We start from the raw sequence: 19,315 nt of genomic DNA, 5'->3' as shown, positions 1-19,315 counted from the left end.
CCAGGTCAAGGCATGAATGGCAGTTCATCCACTGCATAATTTGGGATTCAGCACACTTTCACGGTGTTATTGTGTCGCAAACCACTAAACCTAGTTTGAATCTTTGAGCTATTCCTCACCGGGTCTCTCAGTACTCCCGCTAGTTTTGGTTTCACTCTCATAATCAAGGAGCCTTTCATGCCCAAGCACGCAACTGACCTGATCAATCTGGAAGCTCTCCTGTCTCAGGAGGAGTTGGCCACCCGCGATAGGATCGCTGACTTCGTGGATCGTCGAATCCGCCCAAATATTGCCGAGTGGTTTGATCAGGCAACTCTACCGCTAGATCTCATTCCAGATATGGCTGCTGAAGGCCTTTTCGGAATGCACATTGAGGGTTATGGCTGCGGCGGGCGAAGCGCAACGGAATATGGCATTGCCATGCAAGAGCTTGAAGCCGGCGACTCGGGAATTCGCACCGTGGTTTCAGTTCAGGGTTCATTGGCAATGACGGCGATCTACAAAAATGGCTCCGAGGAACAAAAACAAGAATGGTTGCCGAAGATGGCTACAGGTGAAGTCATTGGCTGCTTTGGATTGACGGAACCAACCGCTGGATCTGACCCCTCATCGATGGCTACGCGCGCTTCATTCGAAGGAGGCGAATGGGTGCTCAATGGCGCAAAAAGGTGGATCGGGTTGGCCAACAACGCACAGGTTGCCATTATCTGGGCAAAGGTCAGTGATGACGATGCCCGGGCCGCCGGTGTGCTCGAGGGGGACGGTAACAAACAAGGTGAAACTATCCGCGGATTCATCGTTCCTACTGAGACTGCAGGATTCAAGGCCGAACCGATTAAGCAGAAATTGTCGATGCGCGCATCAATCCAGTGCGACATTTCACTCGAGCAGGTCCATCTCCCCACCGATGCCATCTTGCCAAAGAACCCGGGTCTCAAGGGACCTTTCCTCTGCCTGAACGAGGCTCGTTTCGGTATTGCCTGGGGTGCCATGGGCGCAGCCCGTGATTCCATCGAAGTTGCTTTGGATTATGCCAACAACCGCATCCAATTTGATAAGCCCCTCAGCGCGTACCAACTCACCCAAGAAAAGCTCACCAACATGACTGTGGAGCTCAACCGTGGCCAGCTTCTAGCACTTCACATCGGGCGCGCTCACGACAATGGCACGCTGGAGAATCACCAGATCTCGGTAGCAAAGTTGACCAATTGTCGCTCCGCAATTGAGATTTGCCGTCAAGCGCGCACCATCTTGGGAGGCAATGGCATCACTCTTGACTATTCGCCACTACGGCACGCAAACAACCTGGAATCTGTGCGCACTTACGAGGGAACCGACGAGGTTCACACCTTGATTATCGGTCAGAAGCTCACCGGCGAATCAGCATTTCGATAGTTAGAGTTCCACCCAATAACGGCGCAGCCGATCGGTAGTCATTTCGTAGACGCCTCCCGCTTTCTCAATCACGCGCGCGGAGGCCGGGTTGGCATCGAGGCAGGTCACTAGGAGTTTTTCCAGCCCACGTTCGCGGGCCACAGGCAGCAGTTGCAGCAAGGCGGCAGTGGCTAGGCCTTTTCCGCGTGACGACGATCGCACCGTGTATCCCACGTGACCGCCCCGCGCGCGCAGGTACTCTGTTCCCAGTTCGTGGCGCAGCTGAATACTGCCGAGATAGGTGGAGCCTTCTGTCATCCAGAGGTTTGTGGAAGGAACTCGGCCGGGCTGGGGTGAGCGCTCTTCGTCGATAAGCTTGTGCACCCACGTGGCGAAATCTCTCGCCTGATTGAGATTTAGGCCCTCTGCGAGCTCGAGGCTCATGCCGTGGCCCTCGCCGACATCTTCGCCCTGCCAGACTTCCAGGAAGCTGCGGTGGAAGTCGGTGGATGGTCGGCTCAATTGCATGGAGTTTATTCTAGAGGTCGATGGCGCGGGCGTTGCTGATTTTGCGGCCCTGGTACACCAAGGGGCCTGCGCCAGGGCGCTCTACTACGCGAATGACCTCGAGGATGGCCTGAATGTGGTCGCCGATGCGGATCTCGTCGACGAGCCGGCAGGTCAGCTGGGCGCCTGCTTCGGCGAGCAGGAGCGCGGAGCCGTCTTCTTCCAGGTTGACGTCCTTAAAGCGTTCGGAGGAAGGCCCGGCGAACTGACGCACGAGGTGTGCGTGATCCTCGCTAAGCACCGAGATGCCGATATGGTCGGCGCAGCGCAGGCGAGGCCAGGTAGTAGAGGTGTCCTGGATGCTCACGCTGACCAGGGCTGGCTCGAGGGACTGGCCAACGAAGGAACCGACGGTCAGGCCGGTCGCCTCACCATTGATGTCAGCTGCGACAACGACAAGCGGAGTAGGAATGTGGGTAAATACGGAACGAATCGCGGTGGAGTTCAAAATTTGTGTCTGGTTGCTCATGTGCATCAGTAGACCATGCGGTCTGTTTCCTAAACAATAGTTCGAATCGTGGTGAGAAAAACTAAAAACTAACGGTGCGCTGCGTGCACTGCCATAGTCACGTTGTGGCGTAACTGAACAAACTCGGGTGAGGCTTTTACCTCGGCAAATTCGTCGACTGAGTGTGGGTGCAGCTGCTTCGGCACCGCAATCTCGTCGATAATGTGCCCTGGATGAGCACCCATGACCACGACCCTCTGCCCAAGCAAAATCGCCTCCTCTACCGAGTGCGTAACAAAGACTACTGTTGGGCTGTAACGCCTCCAGATCCCTAATAATTCCGCCTGCAACACCTCACGGGTAAAGGGGTCTAGCGCGCCGAAAGGCTCATCCATCAGTACGGTTTCGGGCTGCGCTGCAAGAACGCGTGCAATTTGGGCGCGCTGCTGCATGCCACCGGAGAGTTCGTGGGGCAGACGCTCGGCGGCGTCAGCGAGGCCCACGATGTCAATGAGCGCGTCGGCCTGGTCGGCAATCTCCGGGTCGGATTGGTACTTGGCGGCAAGGTGAATGTTGTCGCGGACACTTAACCAGGGAAAGAGGTTGGGTTGTTGAAACACCACTCCCCGATCGGTTCCAGGTCCTGTGACCTCGGTTAATCCTTCAGAACTTGCTGTGGCGATGTAGCCCGAGGTGGGTTTCTCAAATCCTGCAATGAGGCGCAGAAGCGTTGATTTTCCACAGCCCGAGGGCCCGACCAGGCAAACGAATTCGCCGTTGCCAACCGTGAGGTTTACCCCGTCGAGCGCGTTAACAGTATCGCCCGCTTCGGTGAAATAGGTGTGTTGAAGTTGCGAGATGGTGAGCATGAGGGGGCTTTCTTGGTAGTTGAGCTTAGAAGTTAAATGGCTCTGCTGGGATTAGCTCGAGGTGTCGGGTACCAACACGGCATCTTCGTAATGGCTGCGTTCGACTGCAGTGGCAATACCTTGTTGATCCAAGAACTCCGCAGTATTAAATAGGGCATCGGTGATCTCGTTATGGATCGCAGCTGCTTCCGGCGCAATGAGTTGCTCGGCACCTTTTAGTTGCCGGTCGGTGTCCTCGGTAGACAAACCGGTCTGCACAGAGTTGGCCAGGATGAACGGCTCGGGGTCGGTGCGGTAGATGCCCACGGCATAGTCTTCGAGCTTGCTCCAAACATCTATGTAGTCGGGGTTGGACTCGATGATTTTGTCGGTGCCCATGGTGAACTGGAATGTCGGTGCACCCTCCTGAGCCACCTGTCCAGAATCGATCAACGTGGTGCCAGTCTTTTGGATTTCCACAAGTGCCGGGCCCCAAATATACGCCGCGTCGACGTCTCCCGAACTCCATGCGCCCGGTAGTACGTCGGGCGACATCGGAACGATCTCTACCTCGGATGCCGGGTCAATTCCCTCGGCCTCCAATGCCTTGAGCAGCGAGTAATGCACCGTGGAATTCGCACCTGTGGCGATGCGCTTGCCCCGCAGCTCCTGGATGGAGGTAATCCCGGTGTCGTTGCGGGCGACGAGTGCCTCGCCAGAGCCGGTGACATTATTCGTGCGGATGATTTTGCCCTGTACATCAATGGGCTGGCTCAGTCCGTTGGCCGCCGGTGGCGATCCCAGCACACCAAAGTCGATGGACTCAGATGCAAAACCCTGCACGACATCTTGGCCCGTGGGGAAACGCACCCACTTCACTTCGGCATTGGGATAGCAGGCCTCGACTAGGCCTTGGTCTCGCAGGTACAGCGTCGATCCCGCAATTACCTGGTAGCCAATGCGCAGTTTACCTGTTGTTTCTGCAGGTGCCACTGGGCATGTCACGTCTTGCGAAATTTCGTATGAGCTTGCCGGGGCGCCTACGCACCCCGCTAATGCGAGTCCGGCAAGTGCCACGAGGGCTGTCGTCGATAAGTATCTTTTCATTCTTGTTACTTTCCGCGCCACGGATTCACGCGGCGGTCGATCCACACGATGAACTGGTCCATAAGCAGCGCGATCACACCAATAATCAGAATCGCGCCGATGGACATCGCGGTGTTCAGCGAAGTGCCCGATACGTAGGCTAGGCCACCAATGCCGGGAATTCCGTCGTTGATTTCTGCGGCAACGATCGACGCCCACGCGGCCGAGGAGGCAAGGCGTATCGACGAAAGAATCTCGGGAGCTGCACCAGGGATTTTCACTGTGCGGAACACGTCTATGGGTTTCGCGCCGAGAGTGCGCGCTGCCCGGACCCAATCCTCGCGCACTCCGAGAAAGCCGCCGAGAGTGCCCACTGTGACAATTGGGAATGTGGCAAGGAACAGGAGAATAATCTTGGAACCGTCGCCGATGCCGAACCAGACGATGAGCAGGCCGATGTAGCCCATAGGTGGCAGGGCGCGGATGAACGTGATGTACGGCTCGACAAGGGAGCGCACCCGAGGTGCGGAACTGAGTGCCCAGCCCAGCAACACTCCGACGATAATGCCTGCTCCGAGGCCTACGGCGATGCGCTGTAAGGTGGCCGCGAGATGTTGCCAGAGAAAATATCCTTGCTCGCCACAGGTGAGTCGGGCACTGCCCTCGCCAACGGGGACGCAGCGAGAGGCATCGATGATTTCTTTGAGTACTAGCTGTGGTCCAGGAAGAACCACGGGGTTGATGGAGAAAATCTTCGTTGCTGCCCACCACACGGCGATGATGGCAACGAAGAGGCCAACGTGGGCAACCCAGCGTTGTTTCTTCTGCGGAATCTTCTTTTGTACAGCGGAATTGTTGTCCGGCTCTTTCGCCGGTGCTGCAGCTGCTGTCGTCTCTGTTATTGCGGTCATCGTGCTGCGAATGGGGTTGTAGTGACAGATGCTTCAGCAGCGCCAGCTTCATGGCCTGCAACATCCACGCCCAGCTGAATCAGCTCTGGAACGACACCTTCGGAGACGTGGTAGCTCTCTTCGAGGTGCGGGTACCCAGACAGCACGAAGTGGGTCAGACCGATCTGCTGGTACTCTGCAATGCGCTGGGCCACCTGCTCGTAGGAGCCCACCAGCGCGGTGCCGGCTCCGCCGCGGACCAGGCCAATGCCGGCCCACAGGTTTGGCGAGATCTCGAGCTCGCGCGCATCGGTGCCAGCCTTAAAACCACCTCCCTTATTGTGGAGTTCGCTCATGCGACGTTGGCCCTCCGACTGGGACTTGGCCAGGCCTTGTTGGATTCGCGCTACCTCCTCCGGGTCAACCTGATCGAGCAACTCTTGTGCCTGATCCCAAGCCTCTTCTTCGGTTTCGCGGGCAATCACATGCAGGCGAATACCGTACTCAAGTTCGCGACCATTCTTGGCACCCTGCTCGCGGACCCGCTCAATCTTTTTCACTACTGCCTCAGTCGGTTCACCCCAGGTGAGGTAGACATCGGAGCGCCGACCTGCCACCTCGATGCCCAGCTGGGAGGAGCCACCGAAGAAGACTTGAGGTGCCACTTCCGGTCGATCCCGCAGGACCGCGCCTTCAGTTTTTTGGTAGTCGCCCTGGTAATCCAATGGCTCTGGGTTGTGGAAGAGGTGGTCAAGGATTTCAAGAGTTTCGTCGGCATTGCGGTAGCGGTCCTCCTTCGTGGAGTAATCACCGTATGCGCGCTGCTCGTGGTCTTCCCCACCGACCACAACGTTGATGTTGAGCCGGTTGCCCGAAAGTTTTTGGAACGCCAACGCTTGTTGAGCGATGATCAACGGACTTACCAACCCCGGGCGCACCGCCACGAGGAACTTCAATTTGCTGGTGCGCGCGATCAATGCCGCGGTGGTGATCCAGGCGTCCTCGCACCACAGGCCAGTGGGAACTAGGACCGACTGGAAGCCACCCTTCTCGGCAGCGAGCGAAATTTGTGTGAGATAGTCCAAATCTGCAGTTCGCGAACCCGTATGAAATCCAGCGCCGTGCCCGCCAGCTGTGATGCCGCGGGAGTCACCGTAGGTGGGTAGGAACCAATGCAATGAGATCGTGTTAGTCATGACGAGTAGTAGACCATGCTGTCCATATTTTTCGCGAGAGTTTGATTCGCCGTGAATTAATCCCCCGCATCGTACTCTTTAATTTCATGCTAAATATGCAGTTCACAACATATTAATTCGCATTTAACTAACCTTCAGAAGATTCATAGACAAATTGGTCTATTATTTCCTTCTATGAGCATCGCCACGCAACTGAGCACGCCCGTGCAATTCGCCGTGCCCACTTCCGGAAGCGCACGGATTCTCCACCAGATCCGCAATCAACCAGGCGTCACGCGCTCGGAATTGCGCGACCAGTTAGAGATGTCGCAGCCCACCGTCGCGCGAACAGTGTCCTCGCTGATCTGCGAATCCTTCGTCACCGAGGTAGCCGCCACCCAAATTGACGGCCGCGCAGGTCGCCCCTCCCTGGGCTTGCGCATCGATGCCTCTCACCTGCGCGTCTGGGGCATCCACGTGGGTTTGCGCTCCACCGAAATCATCATTGCAGACGGTGCTGGCAGGCTCCTCGAGCACGCCACGCTCGCCTTATCCATCCCGGACAATCCCGTGGAAGATTCCCTCGATCTCATCGCGCATCGCCTCAAAGCACTCGGCGCCACCCACCCGGGGCCCAGCACAATCGGTATTGCCACAAGTGCCCACATCGACCACGCTGGCACCGTGACCAGCGCCGAATTCGGCTGGGAAAACGTAGCCATCGGAGACGAAATGTCCAGGCGCTTCGGTGCACACGTCTATTACTCCACCGGTGTGACCGCGATGGCCGGCTACGAACTGGCCTCCAACGATCTCAGCACCGTTGGCATGGATTCCACACTTTACTTCTATGTCCGCGAAATGGTCGGACACGCCTGGATCTTCAACGGCGCCGTGCACCGCGCGCACTCCGGCACACCCACCGTCGCCTTGCGCACGCTCGCCGATGGCAGCGTCTCCACACACGGAGCTCACCCACTGAGCACAAGATTTACGCTTGACGACGCACGCTCCCGCGGCCTTAATCAAAGCACCCTTGCCGAGCTCATTGCCTCCAACGATCCTCGCGCCCGTGAAGTCTTGGATGCCCGCGCCCACCGCATTGCCCGCGCCGTTACCGTCGCAGTAGATATCGTGGACCCGGAAAAACTAGTACTTGCCGGTGAAGCCTTTACCGCCGACCCACAGGGACTCAAAGTAGTAGTCCAGGATCTGCGTGAGCTTGGCGGCGCCCCAAGCAGCATGCGGCTGCGCAAAGCGGGCGGCAACGTGTTGATCGATGCCGCCCGCCAGGTTGCGCTCCAGCCGCTGTGGCAGGAGCCCCTGGATTTTGTTTAAACAGAAACTGCAGCTGGACGCTCCAGTGCCTTACCGATATTGGTGCCTACCGGTGTGCCGTTGAGTTCGTATTCACCCACCGCATTTTGCGCCAACGAGACTGGATTGTTCGAGGACACCGTGCGCACATTACGCCAGTGCCGATCGATGGCGCGGTCCTTCAGAGTCGCCGATGCTCCCACTGCGTCAAAAGCATGCGATGTGACATAAAGTGCCTGTTCAGAGACTACGGACCATAGTGCTGCGATGACTGCATCTGCCTCGTTGAACGCCTCAGGCGTAGCAATTGCAGCTGCCCGGGCGACTCGTCGTGAAGCGTCTATCAGTGCCCCGCGGATTAGCGTGACACGGCTGCGCGCGTCTCCCAGCGCCGCCGTCGCTGCGGGGTCACTGCGGTGCTCAACACCTGGATTCCAGGCATTGCGTGACGACGATCGCGCCTGCTCCGCGACCTCTCGAACTACAGCGTCGGCACTACCTACAAGCACTGTGAGGAGGTTGATCTGCAGGTAGGACCATACCAACGAGGAGTGCGTTTCGCGGATGACTATCCAGCGAGGATCCACCTCGACATCGTTGAAAGTGGTGGTTCCCGAAGCTGTCAGGCGCTGGCCGAAGCCTGCCCAATCGTCGATAATCTCAACGCCAGGTGCGCGAACATTGACAGGCAGGCTGACCAGGTGTTCGTCGCCATTTGCCCTGCGCCACAAAGCTGTTGTCCAGGTGTAGTCAGCGAAATACGTCCCCGTGGTGTAGAACTTCGTTCCATGAAGAACGTGTTTGGCGCCATCGTCGGTTGGAATTTCGTCGATGAATGTGTGTGGATCACCGTAAACTCCGCGACGCTCACTTTCTGCATTTCCGAAGAGCTTTCCGCTCGCGATTTCGGTGAGCCAGTGATGCTTGAATTCGCTCTCGGGTGATTCAAGAAGCTGCTCAGTGAAAGCAAAGTGGCCGCGCAACGCCTGAGCAATATTGGAATCGGCCGAGGCGATCTCGATGTAGAGCTCAACCACTGCTTCAAGTGGTGCGCCTTCTCCGCCATATTCTTGCGGAACCCGCAATCCCGTGATGCCCAGCAAACGGAGCTGCTTGACTTCGTCCTCCGGCAGCCTTCGGTTCAATTCGCGCTCTGCTGCACCTGCGCGGATCTTGTCCAAGGTAGGACCAAAACGGTCGATGAGCTGCTCAAATGTTGTTGTCATGCGTGAGATCCAATCGTGTATTGCGCGGCTACATGGCCGCCGTTTAGGGCATCGGCTCCGATCAGGCGGGCCCGGTAAATGATGGGGTTGTGATTCGCCAGCACGCGCGCGTTGCGCCAATGCCGATCAAGGCCAAGTTTCTTCGACGTTGCGGAAGCACCCCCGACCTCGAAGGCTTTCGTCGACTGAGTAAGAACGGCGGGAGCGATGGTGAGTTGGGCCTGGTAGGCAGCAAGGTCAATGGCCGAATAGTCAGCATCGGTTGCGGTTCCCGCCTGCGCCTTTTCAGATACCTCGTCGAGCTCGCGCACAAAACCTTCGAAAACCTTGTCCACCCCGTAGGATGCAGCCTTCACCTCGCCAACTACTTGTTGCACCTGAGGATCATGTCTCGGCAGGTCGCCACTACCGTGGCTAAAAATCCTCGTGCGTCCCCTCACGTACTCCACAAAGTCGCGGACCACCGAGCGTGAAATCCCCGTCAGCGTAGACAAATGGTGTGCCTGCGCCGTTGCTTGGAAGGAGCCAGGTGCCGAGTATTCGCGATAGCCAACATCACGTGGATCGACAACCACATTCTCAAAAATGCTGGTTCCGGATGCCGACAATTGCTGTCCGAAGCCGTCCCAATCGTCGAAAAGTGAAACTCCTGGCGCATCACGATTGATGAACACGAACGCGTCCCGCCCCTCCTCATCGAGGGCATGCACCTGGATCCAATCGGCATACAAACTACCCGTGCTGTAGAACTTGGTTCCGGAAACAAGCAGCTCATCGCCTTCGCGACGAATCGTGGTGTTTAGCTCGCCGGCAGTATTGCCCACCTCGGTTAACGCGTTGCCGATGGCGATCTCCCCGGATCCTACTTTGGCTAACCACCTCCGTCGGTACTCAGATTCGGGCGCAACCAGGAGCGATTCCACCGCCAAGAAATGCGGGCGCAGCCCTTGCGCTAGGTTCGAATCAGCCGCGGCCAACTCGACGAGCACTTCGAAAGCCTCGGGCAAAGACAGCCCTAGACCTCCATATTCAGTGGGCACACGGAGGCGCGTGAATCCTCCGGCTTTTAGCTTTACGACGAGCTCCCGACTGAAGTTCCTTTCTGTCTCTCGTTCGGCGGCACTGCTCGCAATCTCTTCGAAAACAGGTGTGAGCTGCTCAATTACATTCTGTACGGTACTCATGCGTTTACCTCCACTGCCTCTCGGTTCGCTGCAGCCGTCGAATTTTCTCGACCGATGCGGTAGCTTGCCCCGCGGTGATTGTCAGGAAGGCGATCACCTGCACCAAAGAGCTTGTTGCGCAATGAGCCTGGCGTGTACTTAGTTTTATAACGCCCAAGTTTTTGCAGCTCAGGAACTACATATTCCACGATGTCTTCGAAAGACCCTGGAGTAATGGCGTAGGCGAAGTTGAAACCATCCAGGTCCGTTTCGTCCTGGATGCGGGCAAGTTCAGAGGCAACCTGGGCGCCCGAACCAACAAGTACCGGTCCGAATCCGCCGATACCGGTTGATTCTCCCAGCTTGCGCACGGTCCATGCGCCTTCACCTGTGCCATTGCTGATGGTTGCTGCTGTGGACTGGATTGCGTTGGATTCGATGTTGGTGATTGGCTCGTCCAGGTCGTAGAGCGACAGATCAGCACCGGTCCATCCGGACATGAGGGTTAAACCGCCAACGGGGTCGATGTACTGCTTGTATTCAGCAAGTTTGTCCAAGGCGTCCTGCTCCGTCGCACCCGTAATAATGGTTTCCATTGCAAAGACTCGGATGGAATATGGGTCGCGTCCCGCCTCAACTGCCGAAGCACGAATCTTGGCTACGGTTTCCTTCATCGTTTCAACGGTATTGGAATTAATGAACACTGCTTCCGCGTTTTCACCAGCGAAGCGAAGGCCACGCGGCGATGCGCCCGCCTGATAAATCACTGGGGTGCGCTGAATGCTCGGCTCTGTGATCGCAATTCCTGGCACGTCGAAATGCTCGCCATGATGGTTGATAGCGTGCACCTTTTTCGGATCAGTGAAGACGCCGGTTTCCTTGTTGTACTGCACGGCATCGTCTTCCCATGATCCCTCGAGGAGCTTGTAGATGACCTCGAGGTATTCGTCGGCACGGTCGTAGCGCTGGTCGTGGGGAAGCTGATCAGTCTCTCCCATGTTTTGCGCAGCTGAGGGAAGGTAGCCGGTGACAACATTCCAGCCCACACGCCCCTCACTTAAGTGGTCGATGGTAGCGAGCCTGCGCGCGAATGGGTAGGGATGTTCATAGGCAGTACCCGCTGTGATGCCGAATCCTAGGTTCTGGGTGGCATGAGCCATCGCCGAGACCAGCAGGATTGGGTCATTGACGGGGACTTGGGTGCCGGCACGCAAGGTCGCTTCGTTACTGGAGCCATACACGTCGTAGGTTCCCAGCACGTCTGCGATGAAGAGCCCGTCGAAAAGGCCCTTTTCCAAGGTCTTCGCAAGATTGACCCAGTAGTCGATCGTGTTGTAGTCGCGGGCGTGGTCTTGTGGGTGCTTCCACAAGCCGGGCGACTGATGGGCAACGCAATTCATATCGAATGCATTGAAAAGAATGTGGCGGTTATTAGCCATTGATACTCCATTTCTAGACTACTTAGTCTGGTAATGGAATACCGTACGATCTACTAGTGCGCACGGACAACGAATTGAGCCACGCTGAATCAAACCTTCAGAAATGCCACAAGGCGATGGCTTGTATGCCATCGCCTTGAAATTTCGCTCTGCTTAGACGTCCCTAGACATCCCTATACATCCAGGAAGCGGACGTCCTTCGCCTTACGAGTAATGAAGGAGCGGCGAGCCGCAACATCATCGCCCATCAGAACCGAGAACAACTCGTCGGCACGCTGTGCGTCCTCAACGTCCACGCGGCGCAGAATGCGATGCTCGGGATCGAGCGTAGTCTCCCACAGCTCGTTCGGATTCATCTCGCCGAGACCCTTGTAGCGTTGGATGCCATCGTCGGTGTTGATCTTGCGACCCGCAGCCAAGCCTTCCTCGAGCTCTTGATCGCGCTCGGCATCGGAGTAGGCATAACCAGGTTCACCCTTTTGCCACTTCAGCTTGTATAGAGGTGGGTTTGCCAGGTAGACGTGGCCTTCCTCGATCAGCTCCGGCATGAAGCGGAAGAGCAAGGTCAAAAGCAGCGTTGCAATGTGCTGGCCGTCGACGTCAGCGTCAGCCATCAGCACAATCTTGTGGTAGCGCAGCTTCTTAATGTCAAACTCTTCATTAATACCAGTACCCAACGCGGTAATGATCGCCTGGACCTCGGCATTCTTCAAAATGCGGTCCATGCGGGCCTTTTCCACGTTGAGGATCTTGCCACGCAGCGGAAGGATTGCCTGGTACATCGAGTCACGGCCCTGCTTTGCGGAACCACCTGCGGAGTCGCCCTCCACGATGAACAGCTCGGACTTCACCGGATCCTTGGAACGGCAATCAGCGAGCTTGCCGGGCAGGCCGCCCATGTCCGTAGCGGACTTACGACGAACCAGGTCACGAGCCTTACGCGCAGCCTGACGAGCGTGCGAGGACGATACCGCCTTATTGACGATTGCCTTTGCCTCGGCAGGGTTGGCATCGAACCAGAACGCCAGGTGCTCATTGACGGCCTTCTGCACGAAGCTCTTGATCTCGGTGTTGCCCAGCTTCGTCTTCGTCTGACCTTCAAACTGCGGATCACCAATACGTGCGGACACGACAGCGGCTAGACCCTCACGGCAATCCTCACCGGTGAGGTTGGGATCCTTGTCCTTGATCAGCTTGTGCTCGCGCGCGTACCTGTTCATCAACGAAGTCAATGCGGAACGGAAACCCTCTTCGTGGGTACCGCCCTCATGGGTGTTGATCGTGTTGGCGAAGGTGTGCACGGACTCCGAAAACCCGGTGTTCCACTGCATCGCGATTTCGACCTCGTGGTCGTCGCCCTTGGCCTCAAAACCAACGATGGAAGGGTGAATAACCGTTTTGTTCTTATTCAAGAACTTTACGTAATCCACCAGACCGTCTGGGTAGTGATAGGTGACCTTCTTCTCACGCTTCTTCAGCTTCTTAGGAGCAATTTCTGCTCCTGCCTCATCAGCCACAGTTTCTTCTACCGCGGCATCATCGAAAGAATCACCGTCGATGGCCTCGGCTGTATCTCCTGCTTCCGCGAGTGCTTCGAGTTCCAGCTCTTCGTCGCTAACCCGCTCGTCTTTGAGCGTAATGGTCAGGCCCTTGTTCAGGAACGCCATTTCCTGGAGGCGACGCGAAATCGTGTCATAGTCGAATTCAGTTGTCTCAAAAATCTCCGGGTCCGGCCAGAAGCGGATAGTGGTGCCGGTACCGCGAGCGTTGCCGCCCTCGATCAGTGGATCTGGAACCGAATTGTTCATGTTCTGGATCCAGTGCTTTCCATCGCGCTTGATATCAGCCTCAAGGCGCGTGGAAAGAGCATTTACCACGGAGATACCCACACCGTGCAGACCGCCGGAGACAGCGTAGGAATCCGAGTCGAACTTACCGCCAGCATGCAGCTGGGTCATAACAACCTGAACCGTTGGGGCACCTGTAGGGTGCATTTCCACCGGAATGCCACGACCATTGTCAACGACCTGGACACCACCGTCGGCGAGAAGTGTGACATCTACGCGATCCGCGTAACCAGCCATTGCTTCATCGACGGAGTTATCTACGACCTCCCAGATCAGGTGGTGCAGACCTCGTGGTCCGGTCGAACCGATGTACATGCCTGGGCGCTTGCGCACGGCTTCGAGACCCTCAAGGATGGTGATCGATGAGGCATCATAGTGTGATTCGTTGTTAGCCACGTGAAACCTAGTACTCCTGTCGCGCTATGGACTTCTAACCTTATCGATCTTACACTCTAAGGGGCACCTATGGTGGCAGGGGTCTAGTGCGTTTCAGGGCCATTACTGCGCCGGATTCGGCGTTTTCCCAGGTCAGATTTTAGCCATAAGTATCGCGCGGACCACGACCCTTGACGTGTAGTGGCCCATAACGCCAACTTTTCGTCTTCGGCGGGTAAACATGCAGGTCAGTAATCACACCAGCACCAATTTTCTCGGCAATGTTGCGCAGGATCTGAGGTTTCATCATTTTCAGCTGTGAGGCCCAGGCGGTCGTATCAGTAGAAATGAATAAGGTCGACTCTTTCACCATCTCTACGGTGGTGTGCTGTGCGATCTTCTCCCCCACCAATTCGTCCCAGCGACCCATCACCCAACCAAGAGCGAGTGGCTTTGCCCAATCTCGGTTGCGCACCTCTTGTTTGAGCACGTCACTGAAGCCTTTTACCTGGTAGCTGCGGCGCGGAGCTCGACCATCCGGGCCACTGGGTCGCCCTGGCCCGTAGTAGCGGCTCTTCTTTTGCGCACCGGGTTTCTCCAGATCGATGCCCGGCACCCGGATTCCTTCATCTGCAGATTCCTCGGTGAGACGGCCGAGTGCGCGCTTGGGGACGACGTTTCTGCCCTGCCGATGCAAATCAGGAACCTTGCCGTTTCGCTTCTTTGCAGTTTTTCGCAGATTTTCAAAAGTCTCGGAGACTAGGTCATTTTCTTCGGCCATTAGGCTTCCTCGATCCGAGAAATGCGCTGTGGCACTGAACCTTCTGAGTCCTGCGACGCGGGCAGATCAACCATGTCGATCTTGTATCGCGCGGAAACTGCGTCGGCCAAGTTTTCCGGCAGATCATCGCCCACCGCAGCCGTGATTAAAACTTGTTCGGCCTGCTCAGCAACGTGCACCAAGCGTTGGCGGCGCTTAGTGTCGAGTTCGGCGAACACGTCGTCGAGAATTAACACCGGGTCTGAGCCATGCGAGGCCAACAGCTGAAACTCCGCAAGATGCAACGACAATGCGAATGACCAGGATTCCCCGTGGCTTGCGAAACCCTTAGCGGGTTGATCGCCCAAGATCAGATGCAGGTCGTCGCGGTGTGGCCCCACAAGGGTTAGGCCGCGGTCGATCTCGTTGCGGCGACGTCGGCCGAGCTCACTGAGCATCGCGGCCTCGATGACCTGCGGATCCCGCGTGGATTCACCGGCCATGTGGCGCACAGCATCGTCAACTGTCGAGGAGTAATACACCGACGCCGGCCGGGATTCAGGAGCGATTGCTGAATAAGCATCGTGGATGAGTGGCGCAAGCTCGTCGATAAGCGAAAGTCGTGCGGCGATGACCTGCGAACCGTGACTTGCCAACTGTGCGTCCCAGACATCCAACGTGGTCAGCGCGCTCGCGCCGTCGGGGTGATCGTAGCCGCGACGCAGGTCAAAGCCCGAATTCTTCAAAAGCGCATTGCGCTGGCGCATGATCTTGTCATAATCGGCCTTCACTCCGGCCAAGCGAGGCGTGCGAATAGCAATGAGATCGTCCATGAATCGGCGCCGCTCGGCGGGCTCGCCCTTGACCAGCGCCAGATCCTCGGGTGCAAAAAGCACGGTGTGCAAAACGCCAAGCAACTCGCGCGGTGACTTCAGGCGCGTGCGATTGATCTGCGCCTGGTTGGCACCCTGAGCCTTGATCAGTAGATGGGAAGTCAACTCGCGGCCGTCGTTGACCGTGGTAGTGGAGATCCTGGCGTTGTCGGCGCCGCTGCGAATCAGCGGCTGATCGGAGGGCACACGGTGGCTGGACAAATGAGCCATGTAGCCAATGGCCTCGACGATATTTGTTTTGCCGAAGCCATTGCGCCCCGAAAAAACTGTTACTCCCGGGGTCAGATCCAGTGAAAGTTCTTGCCAGGAGCGAAAATCGCGCAAGTCAAGATGCCGTAAATACACGCTGAATCTACGCTGCTTTAGCCTGGTAGGCGTACCGGCATAAGCAGGTAGGTGAAGTCTGTTTTCGGAGTGAGGAACGTGCCATCAGCTTCGGCTTCGGGCATGTTTTCTGGCTCCGGGATCATAATTGCTGGACGCGAAGGCTCGGTGAAGCCGAATACCGCGCGGTCGGTGTCAATGACGTTCAACCCGTCCTTCAGGTAGCCGGAATTGAATGCGATGACCAGCTCATCTGCACCGGTGAAAGCGCAAGGAATGGTTTCGCTGGCCTCGCCAGATTCTGCCCCAGAGGCAAAGAGGCTCAGCTCGCCTGGGCGAAATTCCATGCGCAGCTGGGCGTTGCGGTCAGCCACCAAACTGACGCGGCGGATGGCCTCGAGCAGCGGCGTAATTTCGATACTTGCCATCGAGGTGTGCGTCTTTGGCAAAAGTGGCTGAATATTCGGGAAGTCCGCATCGAGCATACGGGTGGTGGTTTCGCGATTCGCAGAATGCAGGCCGAACAGACCCTCGGCGCCGATATTGTCGCCGGTGCCCACAGCGATCTCAATTGGCTCATCAAGGTGAGTATCCAAAGTACGAGCATTATCCAGCAGAGTTTTTGCAGGGATGAGCAGGTCTGCCTTCACATCCGGTGAGACTGGCTCCCACTCGAGGGTGCGCAGCGCCAGGCGGAAACGGTCAGTTGCAGCCAGCTGAACATGGGAGCCGTTAACTTCCATGTGAACGCCGGTGAGCATGGGAAGTGTGTCATCCTTACCCGCTGCAGATGCCACCTGAGTGACAGCGCTGACGAAAAGCGAAGGGCTGATCCGGCCCGTGGTTTCCGGCAGAGTTGGCAGCTGAGGGTAATCATCCAATGGCATCAAAGGCAGTTCGAAGCGTGCCGATCCACCCTGGAGCAAAAGCTTCGATCCACCGACAACCTTCACCTCGACTGGTTTTGCGGGCATGTTTGCCACGATGTCTGCCATCAATTTGCCGGCCACTGCGATACGCCCTGGTTGATCCACCTCGGCCGCGATGCGAACGCGGGAAGAAACCTCATAGTCGAATCCCGCGAATTCCAAACCTGCATCGTCTGCGGTAATTACAACTGCGCGAAGAACTGGCTGGGTGTTCTTCGTTGGAAGCGCACGGGCAACCCAAGCCACCGCATCCGACAAATCATCTTTGTGAACACGGAATGACACGTTGTTGCCGTCCATAGTTTGCTTCGAACTCCTTGAAATCTGATTCATGCTGCGGGATTTTTGGCATGCCAAGCACCCAGAAATAACAAATATTGATCACCACTCTATGTCGGAAGGTGAAAGTTTGTCACTCTGGCGATTTCTTGTAATTCGAAGCCTCACCGCGAAGTTGTCCCCATCCCCTTCTTCTACAAGTTAATTATTAGTAGAAAATTTGGTAACTACAGTAAGTCCTGTGCGATCTGTGGATGAGACCCTGTTTCGCAAGCTTATCTCGGCGTTTCGGCGTGTGATTTTGCCTGTGGATAACTTGTGGATAAATCGGTCCCTCTGTGGATAGATTTCGAGTCAAAGTGATTCTCCACAGGATTAATGGATTCATCCACCATTGTTTAACAGGTAAAACGGAGTTATCCACAGGCAAGAGTGCGATGTGACTCAGACTACATTGTGTGCAAAGTCATTAAATTACAAGTCTGTAATTACACGGATGTGGATAACTCTGTGGAAAGTGTGGAAAACCCCCATCTCTCCTGTTCAAGGTACTAATTACAGGAGAAATTGGGGGTTATGGGAGAAGAAATCGTCGCGAAGCGAAAAATCCTAACTACACGCGACCGCGATTCTTAATGATCTGCGTGAGTTCCTGGATCTCGTCATAAGTGTCGCGCTTTTCGGTCATTTCCTTGCGGATTTTCCGATCGGCGTACATCACGGTCGTATGATCCTTGCCGCCGAATTCGTCGCCGATCTTCGGCAGGGACAATTCAGTGAGCTCACGGCACAAATACATCGCAATCTGGCGCGCATGCGCCACCGCACGAGTCTTGCCCGCACCGGTCAACGTACTTACCGAAACATCGAAATACTCCGCGGCCGCCTCTTTGATCGTGCTGGCGTTGATCTCCACAGTCCCGCCCTCGGGCAGAATGTCGCGCAGCGCAATTTGAGCAACGTCCATCGTGATCGGCTCGTTGATCAGCGAAGAGTAGGCCGAAACCCTGATCAGGGCGCCTTCAAGCTCGCGTATCGACGATTCGAACTTCGAAGCAATCAGTTCCAAAACAGCGTGATCGACGTGTGTCCCGTCGGCTGCGGCCTTCTTCATCAAAATCGCAATGCGAGTTTCAAGATCTGGTGGCTGAACATCGGTGATCAAACCTCCCTCGAAACGTGTGCGCAGACGATCCTCCAAGGTAGTTAGCTGTTTTGGAGGACGGTCTGAGGACAAAATGATCTGTTTATTCGACTGATGCAGCGAATTGAAGGTGTGGAAGAACTCTTCCTGAGTACCTTCCTTGCCCTCAAGGAACTGGATATCGTCGACCATCAAAATATCCAGATTGCGGTAGCGACGCTTAAAGGATTCCTGGCGGTCGTCTCGCACTGAGTTGATGTAGTCGTTGGTGAATTCCTCACTGGAGACGTACTTAATGCGCAGTCCAGGCTGCAAAAGCTGCGCGTAATTGCCCGCCGCATGCAAAAGGTGCGTCTTGCCCAGACCGGAACCACCCCAGATGAAAAGTGGGTTGTAGGCGCGGGCGGGATTTTCCGCCACCGCCACCGCTGCGCCGTTCGCGAAGCGGTTTGACGAACCAATGACGAAGTTCTCGAAAGTGTACTTCGGATTCAGGCTGGTTTCCCGGTCCGGGTCGTGGGCCGGCTTCTCGCGGGGCAGGCGTTGCGGCTGCTCAACGATCGGGTGCGAGCGGTGATCGGCGATGGGCTGCTTCGCAGGTTCAGTGTGAGCGCGTGAAAGCTGCTCGATGCCAAAGGAGTACTGATTGCCGACCTCGGGATACTGAGTATCGCTGTAGGTTGCGGTCCACTCATCGTGTTGGGGCGCCTGCTGTGGTGCTTGCTGGTATTGCTGCGGGGTGTGCGGAACCTGAGGTTGTACCTGAGGTTGTACCTGAGACTGGACTGGAGGTTGGGCCTGTGGTGCCTGTGGTGCAGTTTGGACAGGGGGTACCTCTGGTTGATGTTGCTGGACCGACACCGCAATGGTGGTGGGATGCCCCAAATGCCGCGACAAAGAAGCAGTGATGTGTTCGCCTAAAGTTTCTTCGATCACTGCCTTTGCGGCGGTGTGCGGTGCGCTCAAAATCGCGTAACCATCAACAATCATCACTGGACGAACAAGTTGAAGATATGCCCGTTCTTGATGAGTGAACGTTGGAACATCAGAATTTGGCCGTTCTGATAACTCCAACAATTCGTCGACGACTGAGCGCCAAAGCACGTCGACTTGCTGATACTGATCCGCCACTTAAGACCTCGAGTCTGTCTAAAACAAAAATTAATTACTACTTATGCCGATCGGGCTTTTCCGACCGATCCTGGCTGTGGATCAGTGTTCTGGCCGATCG

At 56.3% G+C, this 19,315-nt stretch carries 16 protein-coding genes; 2 read left to right on the top strand and 14 right to left on the bottom strand.

Annotation, left to right across the window (positions count from 1 at the left end):
* Window positions 1-177 precede the first annotated feature (177 nt).
* Window positions 178-1,395, top strand: coding sequence for an acyl-CoA dehydrogenase family protein (locus tag ACXZ66_RS00080; protein ID WP_458749602.1), 1,218 nt, complete (start codon window positions 178-180; stop codon window positions 1,393-1,395).
* Here ACXZ66_RS00080 and ACXZ66_RS00075 read toward each other — a convergent pair whose 3' ends face one another.
* From ACXZ66_RS00075 to ACXZ66_RS00050, 6 genes are all read right to left on the bottom strand, one after another.
* A complete protein-coding gene (locus ACXZ66_RS00075; RefSeq protein ID WP_458749601.1) occupies window positions 1,396-1,902 on the bottom strand; it encodes a GNAT family N-acetyltransferase in 507 nt (168 codons plus the stop codon).
* 10 nt (window positions 1,903-1,912) lie between these two features.
* Window positions 1,913-2,410, bottom strand: a complete 498-nt coding sequence (locus ACXZ66_RS00070) for a flavin reductase family protein (RefSeq protein WP_458749600.1) — start codon at window positions 2,408-2,410, stop codon at window positions 1,913-1,915.
* 68 nt (window positions 2,411-2,478) lie between these two features.
* Window positions 2,479-3,258 (bottom strand): ABC transporter ATP-binding protein, encoded by a 780-nt coding sequence (locus ACXZ66_RS00065; RefSeq protein ID WP_458749598.1) that lies wholly within the window; start codon window positions 3,256-3,258, stop codon window positions 2,479-2,481.
* 51 nt (window positions 3,259-3,309) lie between these two features.
* The gene (locus tag ACXZ66_RS00060) at window positions 3,310-4,344 is read right to left on the bottom strand and encodes a taurine ABC transporter substrate-binding protein (RefSeq protein ID WP_458749597.1); all 1,035 of its coding nucleotides are present in this window, start codon (window positions 4,342-4,344) and stop codon (window positions 3,310-3,312) included.
* 5 nt (window positions 4,345-4,349) lie between these two features.
* A complete protein-coding gene (locus tag ACXZ66_RS00055; protein WP_458749596.1) occupies window positions 4,350-5,234 on the bottom strand; it encodes an ABC transporter permease in 885 nt (294 codons plus the stop codon).
* Complete coding sequence (locus ACXZ66_RS00050; RefSeq protein ID WP_458749595.1) at window positions 5,231-6,409, bottom strand: LLM class flavin-dependent oxidoreductase; 1,179 nt, start codon at window positions 6,407-6,409, stop codon at window positions 5,231-5,233. Before ACXZ66_RS00050 ends, ACXZ66_RS00055 begins: the two co-directional genes overlap by 4 nt.
* Before the next feature lie 174 nt (window positions 6,410-6,583).
* Here ACXZ66_RS00050 and ACXZ66_RS00045 point away from each other — a divergent pair, with 174 nt between their 5' ends.
* Window positions 6,584-7,726, top strand: a complete 1,143-nt coding sequence (locus ACXZ66_RS00045; RefSeq protein WP_458749593.1) for an ROK family transcriptional regulator — start codon at window positions 6,584-6,586, stop codon at window positions 7,724-7,726.
* On the opposite strand, the gene ACXZ66_RS00040 is transcribed toward ACXZ66_RS00045, so the two are convergent.
* The 8 genes from ACXZ66_RS00040 to dnaA form a co-directional block, all read right to left on the bottom strand.
* Window positions 7,723-8,931, bottom strand: a complete 1,209-nt coding sequence (locus ACXZ66_RS00040) for an acyl-CoA dehydrogenase family protein (protein WP_458749591.1) — start codon at window positions 8,929-8,931, stop codon at window positions 7,723-7,725. The genes ACXZ66_RS00045 and ACXZ66_RS00040 overlap by 4 nt on opposite strands.
* Entirely contained in the window at window positions 8,928-10,115 is a 1,188-nt protein-coding gene (locus tag ACXZ66_RS00035; RefSeq protein ID WP_458749589.1) for an acyl-CoA dehydrogenase family protein, read from the bottom strand. The genes ACXZ66_RS00040 and ACXZ66_RS00035 overlap by 4 nt, the downstream gene beginning before the upstream one ends.
* A complete protein-coding gene (locus ACXZ66_RS00030; RefSeq protein ID WP_458749587.1) occupies window positions 10,112-11,533 on the bottom strand; it encodes an LLM class flavin-dependent oxidoreductase in 1,422 nt (473 codons plus the stop codon). Before ACXZ66_RS00030 ends, ACXZ66_RS00035 begins: the two co-directional genes overlap by 4 nt.
* A 173-nt stretch (window positions 11,534-11,706) precedes the next feature.
* On the bottom strand, window positions 11,707-13,776 hold the full coding sequence (gene gyrB / locus ACXZ66_RS00025; RefSeq protein WP_458749586.1) for a DNA topoisomerase (ATP-hydrolyzing) subunit B: 2,070 nt from the start codon (window positions 13,774-13,776) through the stop codon (window positions 11,707-11,709).
* Between the two features lie 139 nt (window positions 13,777-13,915).
* Window positions 13,916-14,536: a DciA family protein gene (locus ACXZ66_RS00020; RefSeq protein ID WP_458749584.1), complete on the bottom strand. Its 621-nt coding sequence runs from the start codon at window positions 14,534-14,536 to the stop codon at window positions 13,916-13,918.
* Window positions 14,536-15,753 carry a DNA replication/repair protein RecF gene (gene recF / locus ACXZ66_RS00015; RefSeq protein WP_458749582.1) on the bottom strand — a complete coding sequence of 406 codons (1,218 nt, stop codon included), beginning with the start codon at window positions 15,751-15,753 and terminating at the stop codon, window positions 14,536-14,538. The genes ACXZ66_RS00020 and recF overlap by 1 nt, the downstream gene beginning before the upstream one ends.
* Before the next feature lie 17 nt (window positions 15,754-15,770).
* Window positions 15,771-16,961, bottom strand: coding sequence for a DNA polymerase III subunit beta (gene dnaN, locus ACXZ66_RS00010; protein ID WP_458749581.1), 1,191 nt, complete (start codon window positions 16,959-16,961; stop codon window positions 15,771-15,773).
* A gap of 592 nt (window positions 16,962-17,553) precedes the next feature.
* The gene (gene dnaA / locus ACXZ66_RS00005; protein WP_458749579.1) at window positions 17,554-19,215 is read right to left on the bottom strand and encodes a chromosomal replication initiator protein DnaA; all 1,662 of its coding nucleotides are present in this window, start codon (window positions 19,213-19,215) and stop codon (window positions 17,554-17,556) included.
* Window positions 19,216-19,315: the final 100 nt, after the last annotated feature.

The sequence above is a fragment of the Corynebacterium sp. S7 genome, assembly GCF_054401105.1.
Note: the sequence above shows the minus strand (reverse complement) of the source record. Positions and strands in the feature narration are given on the sequence as shown.

Excerpts from the sequence above, each read along its gene's own strand:
- ACXZ66_RS00080 (WP_458749602.1), top strand. The coding sequence starts at position 178 with ATGCCCAAGCACGCAACTGACCTGATCAATCTGGAAGCTCTCCTGTCT.
- ACXZ66_RS00075 (WP_458749601.1), bottom strand. The coding sequence starts at position 1,902 with ATGCAATTGAGCCGACCATCCACCGACTTCCACCGCAGCTTCCTGGAA.
- ACXZ66_RS00070 (WP_458749600.1), bottom strand. The coding sequence starts at position 2,410 with ATGAGCAACCAGACACAAATTTTGAACTCCACCGCGATTCGTTCCGTA.
- ACXZ66_RS00065 (WP_458749598.1), bottom strand. The coding sequence starts at position 3,258 with ATGCTCACCATCTCGCAACTTCAACACACCTATTTCACCGAAGCGGGC.
- ACXZ66_RS00060 (WP_458749597.1), bottom strand. The coding sequence starts at position 4,344 with ATGAAAAGATACTTATCGACGACAGCCCTCGTGGCACTTGCCGGACTC.
- ACXZ66_RS00055 (WP_458749596.1), bottom strand. The coding sequence starts at position 5,234 with ATGACCGCAATAACAGAGACGACAGCAGCTGCAGCACCGGCGAAAGAG.
- ACXZ66_RS00050 (WP_458749595.1), bottom strand. The coding sequence starts at position 6,409 with ATGACTAACACGATCTCATTGCATTGGTTCCTACCCACCTACGGTGAC.
- ACXZ66_RS00045 (WP_458749593.1), top strand. The coding sequence starts at position 6,584 with ATGAGCATCGCCACGCAACTGAGCACGCCCGTGCAATTCGCCGTGCCC.
- ACXZ66_RS00040 (WP_458749591.1), bottom strand. The coding sequence starts at position 8,931 with ATGACAACAACATTTGAGCAGCTCATCGACCGTTTTGGTCCTACCTTG.
- ACXZ66_RS00035 (WP_458749589.1), bottom strand. The coding sequence starts at position 10,115 with ATGAGTACCGTACAGAATGTAATTGAGCAGCTCACACCTGTTTTCGAA.
- ACXZ66_RS00030 (WP_458749587.1), bottom strand. The coding sequence starts at position 11,533 with ATGGCTAATAACCGCCACATTCTTTTCAATGCATTCGATATGAATTGC.
- ACXZ66_RS00020 (WP_458749584.1), bottom strand. The coding sequence starts at position 14,536 with ATGGCCGAAGAAAATGACCTAGTCTCCGAGACTTTTGAAAATCTGCGA.
- dnaN (WP_458749581.1), bottom strand. The coding sequence starts at position 16,961 with ATGGACGGCAACAACGTGTCATTCCGTGTTCACAAAGATGATTTGTCG.